This is a genomic window from Devosia limi DSM 17137 (assembly GCF_900128975.1).
In the GTDB taxonomy this organism is placed as follows: domain Bacteria; phylum Pseudomonadota; class Alphaproteobacteria; order Rhizobiales; family Devosiaceae; genus Devosia; species Devosia limi.
Window position 1 is genome coordinate 39928 of the sequence record NZ_FQVC01000012.1, and the last position, 16195, is coordinate 56122.

The following is a 16195-nucleotide window of genomic DNA, read 5'->3' on the forward strand; positions in this document are numbered from 1 at the left end:
CAGGCGAGGGCTCTTAAGGGAGAGGCAAAGACGGCACGCGCGATATCAACGCCCCGTCACCCGCGCAACGCCAAACTCACTCCGCCCCATACGCCATCAGCTGCCGTCCATGCGCTTTGAGCCACGCACGCCCGCGCTCCATGTCCGGCAGGGTGCGCGCCACCGTGGCCCAGAACGCAGCGGAGTGGTTCATCTCCACCAGATGGGCCACTTCATGGGCCGCCACATAATCGAGGACGAATTCGGGCGCCAATACCAGCCGCCAATTGTAGTTGAGATTGCCGCTCGACGAACAGGAACCCCAGCGGCTGGACTGGCTGCGCATCTTGACCGATTTGACTGTCACGCCCAGCCTTGTGGCATGAATGGCGGTCTGCCGGGTGAGATCGATGGCCGCCTGTTCCTTGAGCCAGTCGGTCAGCCGCCGCGCCTGATGCGCTGGCTCGCCGGGGACCAGCAGCGTCGGCATCTCGGTATCGAGGGCGAGTTCGACCCGACCACGCAGCCTGCCGGTGCCGACAATGGCGTGGTCGATGCCGCGCAGTGGCACCACCGCGCCATCGGCAAAGCTCACCTGCACCGCCGCCCGCTTCAGCCGCGCCGCCAGCCAGTTGGCCTGCCGGTGCAGGAACGCCTCGGCATCGGGCCAGCGCCCATGCGGCGGTAGCGTCAGCACCGGCCCGCCACTATGGGGGATCGACAGCCGATAGCTGCGCGCCCGCGCATGAATGCGCACCGTCACGCTGACCAGCCGTCCATCGACGCTGATTTCGGTCGAGGCCGGAATCTTGGGCTTGGCTTTGAAGAACAGGTTCATCGGATCCGCAGAATCATTGGGGTCAGTTTACCGCGTCTTGGGCCATGGCCCCAGCCCCGCTGGGACACAGCATCGTGCGGACAGCGTGGCGCCGATAATGCGCGGGCGCGAAACGCCACGCTCTCCCCCATCGTCATCACCCGGCTTGTCCGGGTGATCCATCTTGCACTGAGACAGGTGGATTGCCCGGACAAGCCGGGCAATGACGGTGTGGAGGGGGCCGGGGCTTGTCTCAACAAGAGCGGTGCGCGCCGCGCCAAAATGCCAAAAAACAAAAAAAGGCGCCCCGGTGGGGGCGCCAGTGGCTCAATCGTTATAGGGGGACGACTGGCTTCAGGAGGAGAAGGTCAGGCGGGTTGGGATCAGGTATTCTGGCCCCAGCTGCCGCCATTGTCGGAATTATCGGTCTTCTTGTCGCCGTTCTGGTCGCCAAAGCCCTGGCGGCTGCCGCGGCGTTCGTTCATGAAACGATCGAATTCTTCGCGGTCCTTGGCCTTGTTGAGGTTGGCCATATATTCATGGAAGGCCTCAATTTCGGCGTCGAGCCGGGCGCGCTCTTCTTCGAGGCGCTTCAGCTGTTCGGCACGGTAATCGTCGAAGGCGGCATTGCCGCTTGAGGTCGAGGCATAGCGGTGGCCGCTAAAGCCCGAACGATTGCTGTTCGAGGTGCACCACGAGCGGCCCTTGTTGAAGTAGCCCTGGGCTTTTTCGGCGGAGCCGCCGAATTTTTCACCCCAGATGATGTAGCCAAGCACGGCCAGACCCAGCGGCCAGAAGATGATGAAGCCGAGGACCATGAGGGCAATGGTCAAGGGGGACCATTGAGGTTTGATGATTGCTGTGTTCATTTCGAAAACTCTCCCAGTCACGATGAACTTTAAGTGGCCCCGTGCTAGGCAGGATCAAGCATGTGCCCATCACTTTTTTCCTCTTGAAATGAAAATCGACAATTCCCATGCGCGCAAGAAAACCAGCATGCTGGCAGGCTGAACGATGAGTTTGACCCAGGCCGACGGCCTTCCCCTGCCCTCCACCTGGCGTCCGCTGCGCCTGGAAACCCTGGTTTTGCTGCGCTGGCTGGCCATTGGCGGCCAGACCATCGGCGTGCTGTTCGTCGCCTTTGGCCTGGGATTTCCGGTCCCGCTGCTCGAATGCTTCGTGCTGATCGGCCTTTCCGTCGGGCTCAATCTCTGGCTGATCCTGCGCTTTGGCGCTGCGCATCGCCCCTCATCGCTGTTCGCCGCCAGCCAGATTGCCTTTGATTGCCTGCAATTGGGGGGGCTGCTGGCGTTGACCGGCGGGCTGCACAATCCCTTCTCGCTGCTGCTGCTGGCCCCGGTTGCCGTTTCGGCGACGACGCTGCCACAGCGGGCGACGTTCCTGATTGCGGGGATCGCCGCCATCATCGCCTCGATCCTGTCGGTCTGGCATTGGCCGCTGCCCTGGGCGCCGGGCGAGCGCATCGTCTTCAACCGCATCTATGTCATCGGCATCTGGGTTTCGATCATCTGCGGCGTGGTGTTCATCACCGCCTATATTACCCGCGTTGCCCATGAAGCCCGCCAGATCGCCGATGCATTGGCGGCCACCGAACTGGCGCTGTCGCGCAAGGAGCAGCTGAGCGCGCTGGATGGCCTCGCCGCCGCCGCCGCCCATGAATTGGGCACGCCGCTCTCCACCATTGCCCTGGCCGCCAAGGAAATGCGCGCCGAAGCCGAGCCGGGCAGCGATCTGGCCGATGACGTCGAACTGATCATCCAGCAGGCGGCCCGCTGCCGCGCCATTCTCGCCAAGCTGCGCAATCTGGGCCCTGATGGCGGCGACCCCTTTGCCCAGGTGCCGCTGACGGATCTGTTGGCCGAAGTTGCCCGCCCCAATGAAAGCCGTGGCAAGGCAATCCTGTTCTATTACGAGCAGGCGACCGGTCCAGAGCCAGTGTTCCAGCGCAGCGTCGGCCTGCTCTATGGGCTGGGCAATCTGATCGAGAACGCCACCGACTTTGCCCACCAGACCGTGCGGATCGAGGCCAGTTGGGACCAGGCCGCCATCTCGGTATCGATCACCGATGACGGCCCCGGTTTTGCGCCGGAACTCATCGCCCGGCTGGGCGAGCCCTATCTCACAAGCCGTCCACGCGACCCGCAGGGCGCCGATGCGCATAAGCCCGGTGGCTTGGGGCTGGGTATTTTTATCGCCAAGACCCTGCTGGAGCGAACCGGCGCACGGCTGGCCTTCCAGAACATCTCGCCCAATGGCCATGCCCAGGTGCGCATCGTCTGGCCGCGGGAGGCGATTGAGCCGAAGACCCGCTGAAACAATTGTGCCGCAGTCAAAATTGCGCGTCTGTTTTGACGTTTGCAGCACAAACGCCTATGTGAGTGGCCATGAGCACGATCGAAGACCTTCTCGCGACCGACCCCAGCCTGCTGCTTGTTGATGACGACGCAGCCTTTCTTTCGCGCCTCGAACGCGCCATGGCGCGGCGGGGTTTTGACGTGCGGATCGCTGGCAGCGTTGCCGACGGCCTCGCCGCAGTCGCCGAAAAGCCGCCCGCCTATGCCGTGGTCGACCTGCGGCTGGAAGATGGCAACGGGCTCGAAGTGGTCTCGGCGCTGCACCAGAAGCGTCCCGATGCCCGCGCCGTGGTGCTGACGGGCTATGGCAATATCGCCACGGCAGTCACAGCAGTAAAGCTCGGCGCCATCGATTATCTGAGCAAGCCCGCCGACGCCGATGATGTCATCAATGCCCTGCTGGCCACGGGCGAAGACAAGCCCGAGCCGCCGGAAAACCCGATGTCGGCCGATCGCGTCCGCTGGGAACATATCCAGCGGGTCTACGAATTGTGCGATCGCAATGTCTCGGAAACGGCACGCCGCCTCAACATGCACCGCCGCACCCTGCAGCGCATTCTCGCCAAGCGCGCCCCGCGCTAGGGGTCTTGGTCCTGCCGAAATGTTGTCACCCTCGGGCGGAGTCCGGGGGTGTTTTGTTGTTCGGTGATGGGTACGACGCGCCCATGCAAACAGTGCTCCGCGCCCCCCGGCTTGTTGCCCTTTCACTTGAGTGACACACTCCCCGCACAACACTGCGAAAAACCGAGGAGTTGCCGATGACTGTCACCCTGCATTTCCATGGTGCGGCGGGCACCGTTACGGGCTCCTGTTATCGCATCGTGCATCCGGGCGGACAGTTCCTCGTCGATTGTGGCCTGTTCCAGGGCAATAAGAGCGTCCGCGATCTCAATCTCAAGTCGACGCCATTCGACCCAAAGGCGATCGATTTCCTGCTGCTGACCCATGCCCATATCGATCACGCCGGGCTCCTGCCCAAGCTCTATCGCGAAGGTTGGCGCGGGCCGATGTGGATGACCGAGCCGACGGCGGGCCTTCTGGAATATCTCCTGCCCGACAGCGCCGGCATCCAGGAAAGCGAGGCCGAGCGCGAGACCAAGAAGCGCGGGCGCCGCGGCGAGGAGCCGGCCAAGCCACTCTATCAGATGGAAGACGCCAATGAGGCGCTGCAGCATCGCAAGACCTGCGCCTATGGCGAATGGATCACCCCCGGTCCCGGCGTGCGCGCCCGCTTCTGGAATGCCGGCCATATCATTGGCTCGGCCTCCATCGAGCTTGAGGTCAATGACAGCAATGGCAAGCCGATCCGGCTGCTGTTCTCGGGCGATATCGGGCCCGATGAAAAGGTCTTCTACAACGAGCCCGAAGGTCCGGCGGGCTTTGACTACATCCTCTGCGAAAGTACCTATGGTGGCCGCGAGCGGGTGGATTATACGCTGGTGCAGCGGCGCGAAGTGCTCAAGGGCGAGATCAATGACGCCCTGGCACGCGGCGGTAATCTGGTCATTCCCGCCTTTGCCGTCGAGCGCAGCCAGGAGCTGCTGCACGATATTGGCTATCTGATCAAGACTGGCGATATCGACCCCAAGCTGGTGTTTCTCGATAGCCCGCTGGCCAGCAAGGTCACCGGCGTCTACCGAAAATATTCAAAGATGTTCGAGGACGTCGAGCTGGGCGCCGACGAACTGTTCAACGATCCGCGTTTCCGCATTGTCGAGGCGGTCGAGGAGAGCAAGGCGATCAACGCCATTCGGGGCGGCGCCATCATCATGTCGGCCTCGGGCATGGCCGATGCCGGGCGCATCAAGCACCATCTGCGCAACAATCTGGTGCGCTCCAATGCCACCGTGCTGTTTGTCGGCTATCAGGCGCCGGGCACGCTGGGCCAGATCATCCTGTCGGGCGCCAAGGAAGTGCGCATTCATGGCACTTTGGTGCCGGTGCGCGCCCGCATCCGTTCCATGGGCAATTACTCTGCCCATGCCGATCATTCCGAGCTGATGGCCTGGATCAAGGCCCGCCTGCCGGCGCATGGCGCCATCTTTCTGACCCATGGCGAGGACGAGGAACGCGCTGCCCTCCGCGCCGCGCTGATCGCCATTGGCCTTGGCGGCGATCAGGTGATCCTGCCCATGCTCGATGACAGTTTTGAGCTGCGCACCGGCGGCATTGCTGCAGTCCTGCACCCGGCCAAGCCGCGCATCGATTACGCACAGATCCCCTCGGACTGGCACAATGCGTTTTCCGATTTCACCATCCGGCTCAGCCAGCGGCTGCAGGCCGGCAGTGATGCCGACAAGCTGCGCGTCATGCGCGAGCTGCAGGTGCGGCTGGCGCAGCTGGAGGCCGAAAGCCGCGCCGCCAGCGAAAATGCCAGCGCTACGGGTAGTAGCGGTGGCGGGGAGAAATACGGCGAGTAGGTCGCCGACCTCAGGCGGAAGGCTTGGGCGCCAGCTTGCCGGCCATCAGCCAGGTCAGCACCAGCATGGGCAGCAGCAGCGCGAAGGCGAAGCGGATGCCCATGCCCTGGGCCACGGCGCCAATCAACGCCGGGGCGCCCAGATTGACCAGCTGGAACACCAGCGTCGTCGCCGCCACGTTCTGCGAGGCGGGGCGATCGCCCAGGCGGGCCGCTGCCGACAGTGTCAGCGGATAGAGCACGCAAATGCCGAGACCGACGAGGCCAAACCCGGCCAGCGCCGTCCAGGCGCTGGGGGACAGCACCAGCAGCAGCATGCCGGCAATGGCAATGGAGGCCAAAACGCGTGCCACCGGCACCGGACCGAAACGGTCGATCCAGCGATCCGCCATCAGCCGGCCAATGGTCATGGTGGCCAGCAGAGCCGGCAGCGCCATGGACTCCACCCAGGCCGCGACATCGAAATTGTCGCGCAAGTAGATGATCGACCAGGCGCGCGAGGCGCCTTCGCTCAGCGCGGCGCCAAGCCCGAAGGCGACAAGTCCAAGTGTGGCCAGGGTCGGCCAGGCGAGCTTGCGGCGGTTGGCGTCGCCGGCATGCGGTCGGGCCGGCACCACCGGCATCGGCACGACAATCGCCATTACCAGGGCGATCACCAGGGGTGTCAGCAGCCAGAGATGAGTTGCCGGCGCGATATCGAAGCCGCGCAGCGCCGCCCCGATCAGCGAGGTGAGCAGGAAACCCAGGCTCCATACGCCATGGCAGGTATTCATGATCCGCGCGCCCGTCGCCGCCTCGACCCGGTCGGCTTCGACATTGATGGCGATATTGGTCAGCGAAAAGCCGACGCCATTGATCGCCAGCAGAATGAACAGGGCAACGGGACTGAGCAGCAATGTGGCCATCGCAGCTGCAACCGTTACCAGTGGCAACAATACAAGGATGACGGCGCGGGGCCCGAACCGCTCGATGATCCGGCTGGCAAAGATAAACATCATCAGCGCGCCGAGCGGCTGGCCCATCAGCACCAGGCCCAGTTGCGCCTCGCTGAGGCCGATCATCAGCTGGATATCGGGAATGCGGGTATGCAACGCGCCCACGGCAAGGGCGTGCACAAAGAACAGGGCGACAATACGCCAACGGGGAATAGACGTCACTTCGGGCCGGGATCCATCAATATATGGATGCGATCGGCCCCCAAGCGGGCCAGTTTCAGCATCAGGGCTTTGCGCCGCGCCGGAGCGAGCGGGGTATCGGGGCTATCGCGCAGGATCGCCCCGTCATGGCCATCGGCCACAATCAGGCCCTCGCTCGCGGGAAAGATCTCCGCATCGAGTTCGGGCGGCTTGGCAAAAAAGAACTTGTCAGAATATGCGCGGTATTCCGGCCATTTCCGGTCGACCTGGAAATCGACCAGGCTGGACTTGATTTCGATGATCCAGATCTCGCCCTTGGGACCGACAGCCAGCACATCGGCACGTCGCCCATTGCTGAGCGGCACTTCGGCATAGCAGGCCATGTCATGGCGCTCGCGCAGCATGCGCATTACCCCGCGCTGGACGCGCAGCGCGGTGGCCGATTGGCGCAGGTCAACGATGGGCGGCAGTTCCGGCATCGTTCAGCCCAGCGGTGTTGCTGGTTCGGGCGGCATGCCCTGTGGGGTAGCCACGGCCTTGGTCGACAGCGCCCGGCAGGCCAGGAGGCCGACAAGGATCACCGGCAGGACGATCAGGTAGGAATTGCGGATGCCCAGATATTCGGCAACGAAGCCGAGCAGCGGCGGCGCCAGGAAGAAGACAATAAACGTCACCTGCCCGAGCGCCGCGACATTGACCGCCGACGGGCGATCGGTACGCTGCGCTGCGGCCGAGACGGCCAGTGGATAGACTGCACTGCAGCCCACGCCCATCAGTGCAAATCCCGTCAGCGCCACCACCGGTGTCGGGCCGAAACCCACCATCAGCACGCCGACAGCGGCCAGACTGAGCAGGCTCATCGCCACCATGCGGGGGCCGAACCGATCGACGACGGGATCGATGGTCAGGCGGGTGGCAGCCATGAAGCCGGAAAACAGCGTCAGCCCAAGCCCGCCGATGAACGGCTCGACGGCGAAAACGTCACGCATATAGATGGCCGACCAGTCGATGCCGGCGCCCTCGACCAGAAAAGCGGCGATGCCGATCAGGCAGAGCGGCAACAGTCCGATATTGGGGAAGGCAATGCGCGGCGTGTCGCCCTGGTGCGCGGAAGCGCGTTTGGGCGCGCTGACCATGCCGCTCATCATCCAGATGCCGATGCCAAACACCGCGGCAACGACGATAGCCAGGTGCAACTGCGTCGACAGGCCCGACTGGCGTAGGGTGGCGCCGAGCAGGGCCGTGACGAAAAAGCCCAGGCTCCAGGCGCCATGGGCGCGGTTCATGAAGCTCTTGCCGAATTGTCCTTCCAGCCGGTCGGTCTCGACATTGAGGTTGATCTCGAGCGCGCCGGCCAACAGGCCGGCTAGGAACAGCCCGACAAAGACCCCGGTCGCCGATGGCAGCCAGGGCAGCACAGCATAGATCAGGGCAGTGCCCAGAACAGTAATGAAGGCAGTGCTGCGCGCGCCCAGCCGTTCGATCAGCGGCGCTGAAAAGGTCAGCGAAATCAGCGAGCCGATCGACATGCCGATAATGGTCATGCCGAGCTGGCTATGGGTCACGCCCAATTGCACCTGCAGATCGGGCAGACGCGACAGCAGCGCACCCAGCGAGAATGCGAACAGGAAGAAGCAGGCATAGATCCGGTGCTGGGGTGCGGGCGTCATGGTCTAGGTGATCTTCTTGGAACGGGGCGCCAGCGCGCTGGCGGCAATCAGGCTGAGGACAACGAGGGGAATACCAAATCCGAAGGCCCAGCGGATACCAAAATGCTCGGCCACGAAACCCAGCAATGGCGGCCCCATCAGGAACGCCACGAAGGAAATCTGCGCCAGCGCCGCGACATTGATCGCGGCGGGGCGATCCGTGCGCTGGGCAGCGGCAGACATGGCCAGCGGGAAGATGGCGCTGGTGCCCACGCCCATCAGGGCAAAACCCAGAAGCGCGATGCCCGCATTGGGCGCATAGAACACCATCAAGGTCCCGATCCCCAGAATGCCGAGCAGCGTGCGCGCGACCAGAACCGGGCTGTAGCGCTCGACAAAGCGATCGGCGAAGAAGCGGGTTACCGCCTGAGTGCCGGCGCCCAGTGCCACGGCGAAGCCAGCCAGGAACGGCTCGACGGCAAACACGTCGCGCATGTAGATCGCCGACCAGTCGGCACCGGCACCCTCCAGCACCATGGCCGAGAGCGTCACGCAGACCAGCACGATGATGGCAAGGGTGGGCCGCGCGAAGCGCGGGCCGGCAGTGTCGCTGGCGCTGACGCGATGTGCTGCCGGTTCGAACCGGCCCAGCAACACGGCGACGCCGATGGTCACCAGCGGCACCATGGCAAACAGGTGGACCTGCGGGGAGATTCCGGCCTGGGCAATGAAGGAGCCGATAAGGCCGGAGGTGAAAAAGCCGATGCTCCAGAACGCATGGGCGCGATTCATGATTCGCCTGCCCAAGGCATGCTCGGTGCGGTCGGCTTCCAGGTTGATGATGATCTCCAGCCCGCCGATCAGCAGGCCCACGGGCAGCAGCAGCAGGAAGAAGGTAAGCGGGGTCGTCGCGGTGACGGCAATAGCATAGGCCAGCGCCAGCAGCGGCGTCGCGACCAGCAGGGTGCGGCGGTGCCCGAACCGTTCCAGCAGCGGCCCGGCAAAAGTCAGCGAGATCAATGTGCCGACAGCCGAGCCGATCAGCGCCAGCCCCAATGCGCCTTCGGCAACCGCCATGGCGGCCCGGATATCGGGAATGCGGGGAAACAGGCTCCCCATGCAAAACGAATATAGGAAAAATGCCCCATAGACCCGCAACTGGGGGGGCAGGTCGATGCCGAATTTCATGACCGAAAGAACTCGCAAACCGCAATATTCAAACGCTAGTGCAATTCGCCGGGCAGCGAAATAGCGCTTTGAACCGTTTCAGGCACTTTGTTGTAACGATGCAATCGGGTGACAGGGGCGCTTGAGCGAAGCACGGTGACAGGACTGAGTGCTTATCAGCCTTGGGCGTAGTGGTCGTCCCGCAGCACATTGATGCCGGTCATCAGATTGCGCACGATTTCAAGTCGGCGGAACTGGCCGCCCAGCCGGCTTTCGGCGGCCTGGGCCGGGGCGGTGACGCGGTCGCGGCGGTCGGGCCCAAAATAGCCCGATGTCTCGAAATAGGTCAGGCTTCGTCCGACCTGCCGGGCGATGCGGTCGGCCATGCGGCTGCGGGTGAACGGCATGGTGATGACATCATCAAACCCCATGCTGATGCACCGGCTGATCGTGTCGGTGAGCGGGCTCTCGGAAAAATAGATCAGTGGCGAAAACCGCACCCGGCGGCTCGGGCAAAAGCGGATGGTTTCGGCAACGCTGCGCAGCGTCTCGACATCGTTTACGGCCGCGAACAGGAAATAGCAGACGGGCGTCTGCAGCGCCTGCTGCTCCGCCCGGGCAATGCCGCCATAGGGCAGCACCGCCCCAAAATCGAGGCTTTTCGCCAAGTCAATCAAGGCTGCGCCGGGGCCGTCCTGCGGTCCGACGACAAAGGCTGTGGCTTTCATCTGGTCGCGTCCCTCGACCGCTGCGTTCCCACCGCGCATGGTAAGCCCCGAGTGCTAATTGCGTGCTAATGGCGCGCTAGACTCCATGCAACGGCTGTTCGCCCCGCAGCAGCGGCGCCGCCCCCAGCATCAGCGTTTCCAGCCGGTCGGCAACGATCCGCACCGCCTGGGTGTGGCGCTCTTCATGATGGCTGACCAGCCAGAGATCGGTCTCGAGTTCGGGGATGGGCGAGGCCACCCGGATCAGCCGCGGATCGGTATCGGCCAGAAAACACGGCAGCACCGAGAGGCCCGCCCCGGCTGCCACCAGTTCGCGCACGCTCATCGGATCATTGCCGCGCACCCCGATACGGTCGCCGTGATGCGCCTGGATCCAGCGCGAGCTGTGGGTATGTCCGCTATCGCCGGTGACCCCGACAAACAGCCCGGCCTTGATGCCATTGATCAGGTTCACCCCCGAATAGATTGCAAAGGCTGCCTTGCCGATCTGGCGGCGCACCAGCCATTGCTCGGTCGGCCGCTCGTTGCGCAGGCCCAGATCGGCATTGCGGCGGCCGATATCGATCTTCTGGTTGGCGGTGACCAGTTCCACCCCAAAACGGTCGGCGGTGGTCCAGAGTTCGCCGATATGGCAGGCCAGAAATGCCGAGGTCCAGGGGCCCACTGAAATCCGCACCACCCGCTCGCCGACACTGCCGTCACGCCAGTGCTTGAGCGAGATCATCGCTGCCTCGACATCCTCGGCGCGCGCCAGCAATTCCTCGCCGGCCCGGGTCAGCCGATAGCCGGTCTGGCTGCGGTGAAACAGCGGCTCGCCCACCTGCCGCTCCAGCGCCATCACCCGGCGGCCCAGCGTGGCGGCGCTTAGCCCCGTGGTCGATGTCGCCGCGCTCAGCCCGCCTAGCCGCGCTACATCCAGAAATACGCGTAGGTCGTCCCAACCAAAATCCATTTTTCATTTCTGCAAAATGTATTGCGATCCTGAGCATAGCGGCAGCAGGCAATTTTGCGCAAGTATGGCGGTAGCGGCGCCGATGTCGCGCCGGACGGCAAGTCAAATACAGCCAGGATTGAAAAGCGGGTCACGTCAGTGGCCGGCGCCAGCTTCGCCTTGCCGTTGTTCAGCCGACAGGGAGACTTTTCATGTTCACGCGTTTCGGCCGGCGCTTCCGGGCCTGGCAGCAGGACCGTGCCGCCATCCGCAAGCTCGCCATGCTCGACGATCGCCTGCTGGCCGATATGGGCGTTGCCCGCAGCGAAATCGACTGCTTCGTGCGCGACCGCATCGGCAATTGACCGCACCCACCCGAGGAGAAAATCCATGCAGCAGAATTATTTTGGACATTTTGGCCCGGTCAGTCGCCTCACCCTGGGCGGTGGCGGCATCGGGCAGGGCTGGGGCGCTGCCTCCGACGCTGACTCTGTCGACACCCTGCATCGTGCCGTCGATGCCGGCATCAATCTGATCGATACCGCGCCGGGCTACCACAATTGCGAACGGATGATCGCCAAGGCATTCGAGGGACGCCTGCCGCAAGGGGTTCGCATTACCACCAAATGCGGGCTGGGTTCGCCTCCGGCCGGTGAGGTCTATCAGCGGCTGCGCGCCTCGCTGGAGCAGAGCCTTGCCGCCATGCGGTTGGCGCGGGTCGACATGATGCTCCTACACAGTGAAATCCGTCCCGACGATTTCACCTATCCCAGCGCCGAGCCGCCACGCGATCAGCGCTCCACCGGCCTGACCCTCTATCGCGAGGCGGTGGTGCCGGCCTTTGAACGGCTGGTACGCGAAGGGCTGATCGGCGCCTGGGGAATTACTGGCATCAATCTGACGGATACGGCCATCGCCGTGCTTTCGTCCGGTACCCGCCCTGCAGCAGTGCAGGCCATCACCAATCTGCTCGATAGCGCCGGCGCCATGAATGGCACCGGTATTCCCGGCGATCCCCGCGCCGTCATCGCTGCGGCCAAGGCCAACGGAGTGGGCGTTATGGGGGTGCGGGCCGTCCAGGCCGGGGCGCTGACGGCGGGGTTTGACCGCAGGCTGCCGGGTGAGGCCCGCTTCGATCAATCCGACTTCGACCGGGCCACATCCTATCGGGCGCTCTGTCGGCAATGGGGTGCTGATCCCGCCATGATCGCGCACCGCTATGCCTTGGGCATGGACGGGGTCGATACGCTGGTGCTGGGGGTCAAAAACGTCGGTGAACTGGACCAGGCGCTGGACGCCGAACGGCAGGGGCCGCTGGAGCCGGAGCAAGTCGCGGCTGTGGATGCGCTTGGCTTGCGGGCATAAGCGCCAAATACGAAGGGCCGCCCCTTGGGGCGGCCCGCTCATGGTCGGCTGACGCTGATTAGTCTGGCTCAGATCTGTTCGATGCAGACCGAGGTGACGCCGCGATTGCGGAAACCCAGTTCAGTGGCTGCGGCCTTGGATAGGTCGATGATGCGCTTGCCCACGAAGGGGCCGCGGTCATTGATGGTGACCTGGACTTCTCTGCCGGTGCGCTGGTCGGTCACGCGCAGTTTGGTGCCGAAGGGAAGGCTACGATGCGCCGCTGTCATGGCGTTCTCGTTAAAGGTTTGACCCGATGCGGCCTTCTTCCCATGGAAGCCGGGGCCGTACCAGGATGCGCCACCGCATTGGGCGTAAGCGGCTGCTGTCGAAACGGAAAGGAGAGCAGCAGCAATGGCGGCGGCGGACAGGACTTTTCTGATCAAGCTTCAAAACTCACGATGTTAAGGTGAGCTGCTGATTAATGCTTGGGGCAGGCCATAATGTGGGCTGCTTGGGCGCAATTGGTCGCAGTTCTGAAACTGTTGCGGATTTGCCGTGGGAATCCGATTGATACTCACGTTACTCATCGACCGTTTTTCGTCGAAGTGTAGGATTTGAATCCGTCATCGATTTGACTCGTAGGACGGGGGCAGTTGATTCAGGGTTGTTGCGGATTCATTTGCTCTACTGCGGCAGCGCTGCCACAGTTCCGCTGAAAGCCGCCAAATGTCGCGATTTCCTGCGGTTCCCGCATCAATTCTGATCTGAATATGGCGACCGCTGCGCAATTGTGGCGCAATTGTGGCGCCCTGTTTTGCCGGGAGACAGGGCCGGACGCATGCAGGATCATCCATTATTTGACCAATTGATAAAAAATTGGAGCTGCGTTAGCCTCATCTCGGGGAATACAGCAGCAAGGGAGTCAAGATGGCACAAGGTGTTCTCAAGGAGGGCATTGCGCCCGGACGATTAGACCCTGGTCAATACGCAACCAATTTCGCCGATCTGCACGAGCCGCTGGATCGGCATGAGGCCTTTGTCGAGGCCGACCGGTGCTACTTTTGCTATGACGCGCCCTGCATGAACGCGTGTCCCACCGCCATCGACATTCCCCTGTTCATCCGCGAGATTTCGACCGGCAATCCGTTGGGTGCCGCCGAAACCATCTTCGAGCAGAACATTCTGGGCGGCATGTGCGCCCGGGTCTGCCCTACCGAACAGCTCTGCGAAGAAGCCTGTGTGCGCGAGGAGGCCGAGGGCAAGCCCGTCAGGATCGGGCTATTGCAACGTTACGCAACCGATATCGCCATGTCCCAGAAGGCGCAATTCTTCGAACGTGCGCCGTCCACCGGCAAGACCATTGCCGTGGTCGGCGCCGGCCCGGCCGGCCTTGCCGCCGCGCATCGCCTGGCGGTCAAGGGTCATGATGTGGTGATGTTCGATGCCCGCCCCAAGGCTGGGGGGCTCAACGAATATGGCATCGCCTCCTACAAGTCGACCGATGGCTTCGCGCAGGCCGAAGTCGACTATGTCACCGCCATTGGCGGCATCGAGATCATCAACGGCAAGGCTTTGGGCAAGGACTTTACGCTCGACGAATTGCAGGAGAAGTATGACGCGGTCTTCCTGGGCATGGGGCTGGGCGGCGTCAATGCGCTGCGCGCCGAAAACGAGGACAGCGCCGGGGTCCGCAACGCGGTCGATTTCATCGCCGAACTGCGCCAGGCCAGCGATCTGGCGGCGCTGCCGGTGGGGCGCCGTGTCGTCGTTATCGGCGGTGGCATGACCGCGGTCGATGCGGCGGTACAGTCCAAACTGCTGGGTGCCGACGAGGTGACCATGGTCTATCGTCGCGGCAAGGAGCACATGAGCGCCTCGCCCTTCGAGCAGGATCTGGCATCCGCCAAGGGCGTCACCATTCGCCATTGGATGGCCCCTAAGCGCGTGCTGACCGATGGCAGCAAGGTCACCGGCATCGAGCTGGCCTATACGACGCTGGTGGATGGTCGCCTGGTCGAAACCGGCGAAACCACCATTGTCATCGCCGATCAGGTGTTGAAGGCCATCGGCCAGACCCTCGCCAGCGATGGCGGCGGCCTCAGCCTTGCCGGCGGCAAGATCGAGGTCGATGATGAGGGGCGCACCTCGGTTCCCGGCATCTGGGCCGGCGGTGATTGCGCCACTGGTGGCGATGACCTGACCGTCACCGCCGTCGCCGAAGGCCGCGACGCGGCCGAGAGCATGCACCGCTATCTGTCTGGAGGAGCAAATGGCTGATCTTCGGAACAATTTCGTCGGCATCAAGTCGCCCAACCCGTTCTGGCTGGCTTCGGCCCCGCCGACCGACAAGGCCTATAACGTCGTCCGCGCCTTCAAGGCCGGCTGGGGCGGCGTGGTCTGGAAGACGCTGGGCGAGGAAGGCCCGCCGGTGGTCAATGTCAACGGCCCCCGCTATGGCGCTATCTTTGGCGCTGACCGGCGGCTGCTCGGCCTCAACAATATCGAGCTGATCACCGACCGTTCCCTGCAGCTCAACCTGCAGGAAATGAAGCAGGTCAAGATGGACTGGCCCGACCGGGCGCTGGTCGCCTCGATCATGGTGCCCTGCGAGGAAAATGCCTGGAAGGCCATCCTGCCGCTGGTCGAGGAAACCGGGGCCGATGGCATCGAGCTCAATTTCGGTTGCCCTCATGGCATGAGCGAACGCGGCATGGGCGCCGCGGTCGGCCAGGTGCCCGAATATATCGAAATGGTGGTGCGCTGGTGCAAGCAATATACCCGTATGCCGGTGATCACCAAGCTGACCCCCAATATCGCCGACATCCGCAAGCCTGCCCGCGCCGCCAAGGCCGGCGGCACCGATGCAGTCAGCCTGATCAACACCATCAATTCGATTGTCGCAGTTGATCTCGACGACTTCGCCCCGGTCCCCACCGTCGGCGGCAAGGGCACCCATGGCGGCTATTGCGGCCCGGCAGTCAAGCCTATCGCCCTCAACATGGTCGCCGAAATCGCCCGCGATCCGGAAACCTATGGTCTGCCGATTTCGGGCATTGGTGGCGTCACCACCTGGCGCGATGCGGCCGAGTTCATCGCCCTGGGTGCCGGCAATGTGCAGGTCTGCACTGCGGTGATGACCTATGGCTTCAAGATCGTCGACGAGATGATCTCGGGCCTTTCCAACTGGATGGATGAAAAGGGCCATCGCGACCTCGAGGCAATCACTGGCAGGGCGGTGCGCAATGTCACCGACTGGCAATATCTAGATCTCGAATATATCGCCAAGGCCAAGATCGATCAGGATCTCTGCATCAAATGCGGCCGCTGCCACATTGCCTGTGAGGACACCTCCCACCAGGCCATCACCAAGCAGAAGGACGGCAAGCGTCATTTCGAGGTGATGAACGACGAATGCGTTGGCTGCAATCTCTGCGTCAATGTGTGCCCGGTCGATGACTGTATCACCATGGAAGCCCTGCCGGTTGGCTCGGTCGACGAACGCACCGGCCGCATCGTCACCGGCAAATATGCCAACTGGACCAGCCATCCCAACAATCCCAACGCCAGGCCGGCCGTGGTCGAACCGGCGGAATAGACCGGTAACAGCAAGTCTCTGCAGGGGTGGCCTCGGCCACCCCTTTTTTTTG

The 16195-nt window shown here is 63.3% G+C and carries 16 protein-coding genes; 7 read left to right on the plus strand and 9 right to left on the minus strand.

The window, feature by feature from the left end; all coding sequences use genetic code 11:
• Positions 1-76 precede the first annotated feature (76 nt).
• Positions 77-817: a M48 family metallopeptidase gene (locus tag BUA69_RS16625; protein WP_046137071.1), complete on the minus strand. Its 741-nt coding sequence runs from the start codon at positions 815-817 to the stop codon at positions 77-79.
• Positions 818-1179: 362 nt separating this feature from the next.
• Positions 1180-1665: a DUF2852 domain-containing protein gene (locus BUA69_RS16630; protein WP_046137070.1), complete on the minus strand. Its 486-nt coding sequence runs from the start codon at positions 1663-1665 to the stop codon at positions 1180-1182.
• 145 nt (positions 1666-1810) lie between these two features.
• Between BUA69_RS16630 and BUA69_RS16635 the strand changes: the two genes are divergently transcribed.
• The 3 genes from BUA69_RS16635 (at position 1811) to BUA69_RS16645 (ending at position 5591) form a co-directional block, all read left to right on the plus strand.
• Positions 1811-3130, plus strand: a complete 1320-nt coding sequence (locus BUA69_RS16635) for an ActS/PrrB/RegB family redox-sensitive histidine kinase (RefSeq protein WP_046137069.1) — start codon at positions 1811-1813, stop codon at positions 3128-3130.
• 71 nt (positions 3131-3201) lie between these two features.
• Positions 3202-3753 carry an ActR/PrrA/RegA family redox response regulator transcription factor gene (locus BUA69_RS16640; RefSeq protein WP_046137068.1) on the plus strand — a complete coding sequence of 184 codons (552 nt, stop codon included), beginning with the start codon at positions 3202-3204 and terminating at the stop codon, positions 3751-3753.
• A 176-nt stretch (positions 3754-3929) separates the two neighbouring features.
• Positions 3930-5591, plus strand: a complete 1662-nt coding sequence (locus BUA69_RS16645; RefSeq protein ID WP_072866603.1) for an MBL fold metallo-hydrolase RNA specificity domain-containing protein — start codon at positions 3930-3932, stop codon at positions 5589-5591.
• A 10-nt stretch (positions 5592-5601) separates the two neighbouring features.
• On the opposite strand, the gene BUA69_RS16650 is transcribed toward BUA69_RS16645, so the two are convergent.
• The 6 genes from BUA69_RS16650 to BUA69_RS16675 form a co-directional block, all read right to left on the minus strand.
• Positions 5602-6747: an MFS transporter gene (locus BUA69_RS16650; RefSeq protein ID WP_046137067.1), complete on the minus strand. Its 1146-nt coding sequence runs from the start codon at positions 6745-6747 to the stop codon at positions 5602-5604.
• The gene (locus BUA69_RS16655) at positions 6744-7205 is read right to left on the minus strand and encodes an MmcB family DNA repair protein (protein WP_046137066.1); all 462 of its coding nucleotides are present in this window, start codon (positions 7203-7205) and stop codon (positions 6744-6746) included. The genes BUA69_RS16650 and BUA69_RS16655 overlap by 4 nt, the downstream gene beginning before the upstream one ends.
• Positions 7206-7208: 3 nt before the next feature.
• Positions 7209-8396 (minus strand): MFS transporter, encoded by a 1188-nt coding sequence (locus BUA69_RS16660; protein WP_046137065.1) that lies wholly within the window; start codon positions 8394-8396, stop codon positions 7209-7211.
• A gap of 3 nt (positions 8397-8399) precedes the next feature.
• A complete protein-coding gene (locus BUA69_RS16665; RefSeq protein ID WP_046137064.1) occupies positions 8400-9563 on the minus strand; it encodes an MFS transporter in 1164 nt (387 codons plus the stop codon).
• Between the two features lie 155 nt (positions 9564-9718).
• Positions 9719-10270: a response regulator gene (locus BUA69_RS16670; RefSeq protein ID WP_046137063.1), complete on the minus strand. Its 552-nt coding sequence runs from the start codon at positions 10268-10270 to the stop codon at positions 9719-9721.
• Between the two features lie 76 nt (positions 10271-10346).
• Positions 10347-11222 carry a LysR family transcriptional regulator gene (locus BUA69_RS16675; protein WP_046137062.1) on the minus strand — a complete coding sequence of 292 codons (876 nt, stop codon included), beginning with the start codon at positions 11220-11222 and terminating at the stop codon, positions 10347-10349.
• A gap of 191 nt (positions 11223-11413) precedes the next feature.
• On the opposite strand from BUA69_RS16675, the gene BUA69_RS16680 reads away from it, so the two are divergent.
• Together BUA69_RS16680 and BUA69_RS16685 are read left to right on the plus strand one after the other, a co-directional pair.
• Positions 11414-11566 carry a YjiS-like domain-containing protein gene (locus BUA69_RS16680; protein WP_082093992.1) on the plus strand — a complete coding sequence of 51 codons (153 nt, stop codon included), beginning with the start codon at positions 11414-11416 and terminating at the stop codon, positions 11564-11566.
• A gap of 25 nt (positions 11567-11591) precedes the next feature.
• Positions 11592-12566: an aldo/keto reductase gene (locus tag BUA69_RS16685; protein ID WP_046137061.1), complete on the plus strand. Its 975-nt coding sequence runs from the start codon at positions 11592-11594 to the stop codon at positions 12564-12566.
• A 68-nt stretch (positions 12567-12634) separates the two neighbouring features.
• Here the strand turns inward: BUA69_RS16685 and BUA69_RS16690 are convergent, their stop codons facing one another.
• On the minus strand, positions 12635-12991 hold the full coding sequence (locus BUA69_RS16690) for a septal ring lytic transglycosylase RlpA family protein (protein ID WP_046137060.1): 357 nt from the start codon (positions 12989-12991) through the stop codon (positions 12635-12637).
• A gap of 484 nt (positions 12992-13475) precedes the next feature.
• On the opposite strand from BUA69_RS16690, the gene BUA69_RS16695 reads away from it, so the two are divergent.
• Positions 13476-14825 carry an NAD(P)-dependent oxidoreductase gene (locus BUA69_RS16695; protein ID WP_046137059.1) on the plus strand — a complete coding sequence of 450 codons (1350 nt, stop codon included), beginning with the start codon at positions 13476-13478 and terminating at the stop codon, positions 14823-14825.
• Positions 14818-16143, plus strand: a complete 1326-nt coding sequence (preA, locus tag BUA69_RS16700) for an NAD-dependent dihydropyrimidine dehydrogenase subunit PreA (protein ID WP_046137058.1) — start codon at positions 14818-14820, stop codon at positions 16141-16143. The genes BUA69_RS16695 and preA overlap by 8 nt, the downstream gene beginning before the upstream one ends.
• The last annotated feature ends 52 nt before the right edge of the window (positions 16144-16195 follow it).

Coding starts and splice junctions, on each gene's coding strand:
- BUA69_RS16635 (WP_046137069.1), top strand. CDS start 1,811: ATGAGTTTGACCCAGGCCGACGGCCTTCCCCTGCCCTCCACCTGGCGT.
- BUA69_RS16675 (WP_046137062.1), bottom strand. CDS start 11,222: ATGGATTTTGGTTGGGACGACCTACGCGTATTTCTGGATGTAGCGCGG.
- BUA69_RS16645 (WP_072866603.1), top strand. CDS start 3,930: ATGACTGTCACCCTGCATTTCCATGGTGCGGCGGGCACCGTTACGGGC.
- BUA69_RS16695 (WP_046137059.1), top strand. CDS start 13,476: ATGGCACAAGGTGTTCTCAAGGAGGGCATTGCGCCCGGACGATTAGAC.
- BUA69_RS16640 (WP_046137068.1), top strand. CDS start 3,202: ATGAGCACGATCGAAGACCTTCTCGCGACCGACCCCAGCCTGCTGCTT.
- BUA69_RS16665 (WP_046137064.1), bottom strand. CDS start 9,563: ATGAAATTCGGCATCGACCTGCCCCCCCAGTTGCGGGTCTATGGGGCA.
- BUA69_RS16625 (WP_046137071.1), bottom strand. CDS start 817: ATGAACCTGTTCTTCAAAGCCAAGCCCAAGATTCCGGCCTCGACCGAA.
- BUA69_RS16630 (WP_046137070.1), bottom strand. CDS start 1,665: ATGAACACAGCAATCATCAAACCTCAATGGTCCCCCTTGACCATTGCC.
- BUA69_RS16655 (WP_046137066.1), bottom strand. CDS start 7,205: ATGCCGGAACTGCCGCCCATCGTTGACCTGCGCCAATCGGCCACCGCG.
- BUA69_RS16685 (WP_046137061.1), top strand. CDS start 11,592: ATGCAGCAGAATTATTTTGGACATTTTGGCCCGGTCAGTCGCCTCACC.
- BUA69_RS16680 (WP_082093992.1), top strand. CDS start 11,414: ATGTTCACGCGTTTCGGCCGGCGCTTCCGGGCCTGGCAGCAGGACCGT.
- preA (WP_046137058.1), top strand. CDS start 14,818: ATGGCTGATCTTCGGAACAATTTCGTCGGCATCAAGTCGCCCAACCCG.
- BUA69_RS16670 (WP_046137063.1), bottom strand. CDS start 10,270: ATGAAAGCCACAGCCTTTGTCGTCGGACCGCAGGACGGCCCCGGCGCA.
- BUA69_RS16660 (WP_046137065.1), bottom strand. CDS start 8,396: ATGACGCCCGCACCCCAGCACCGGATCTATGCCTGCTTCTTCCTGTTC.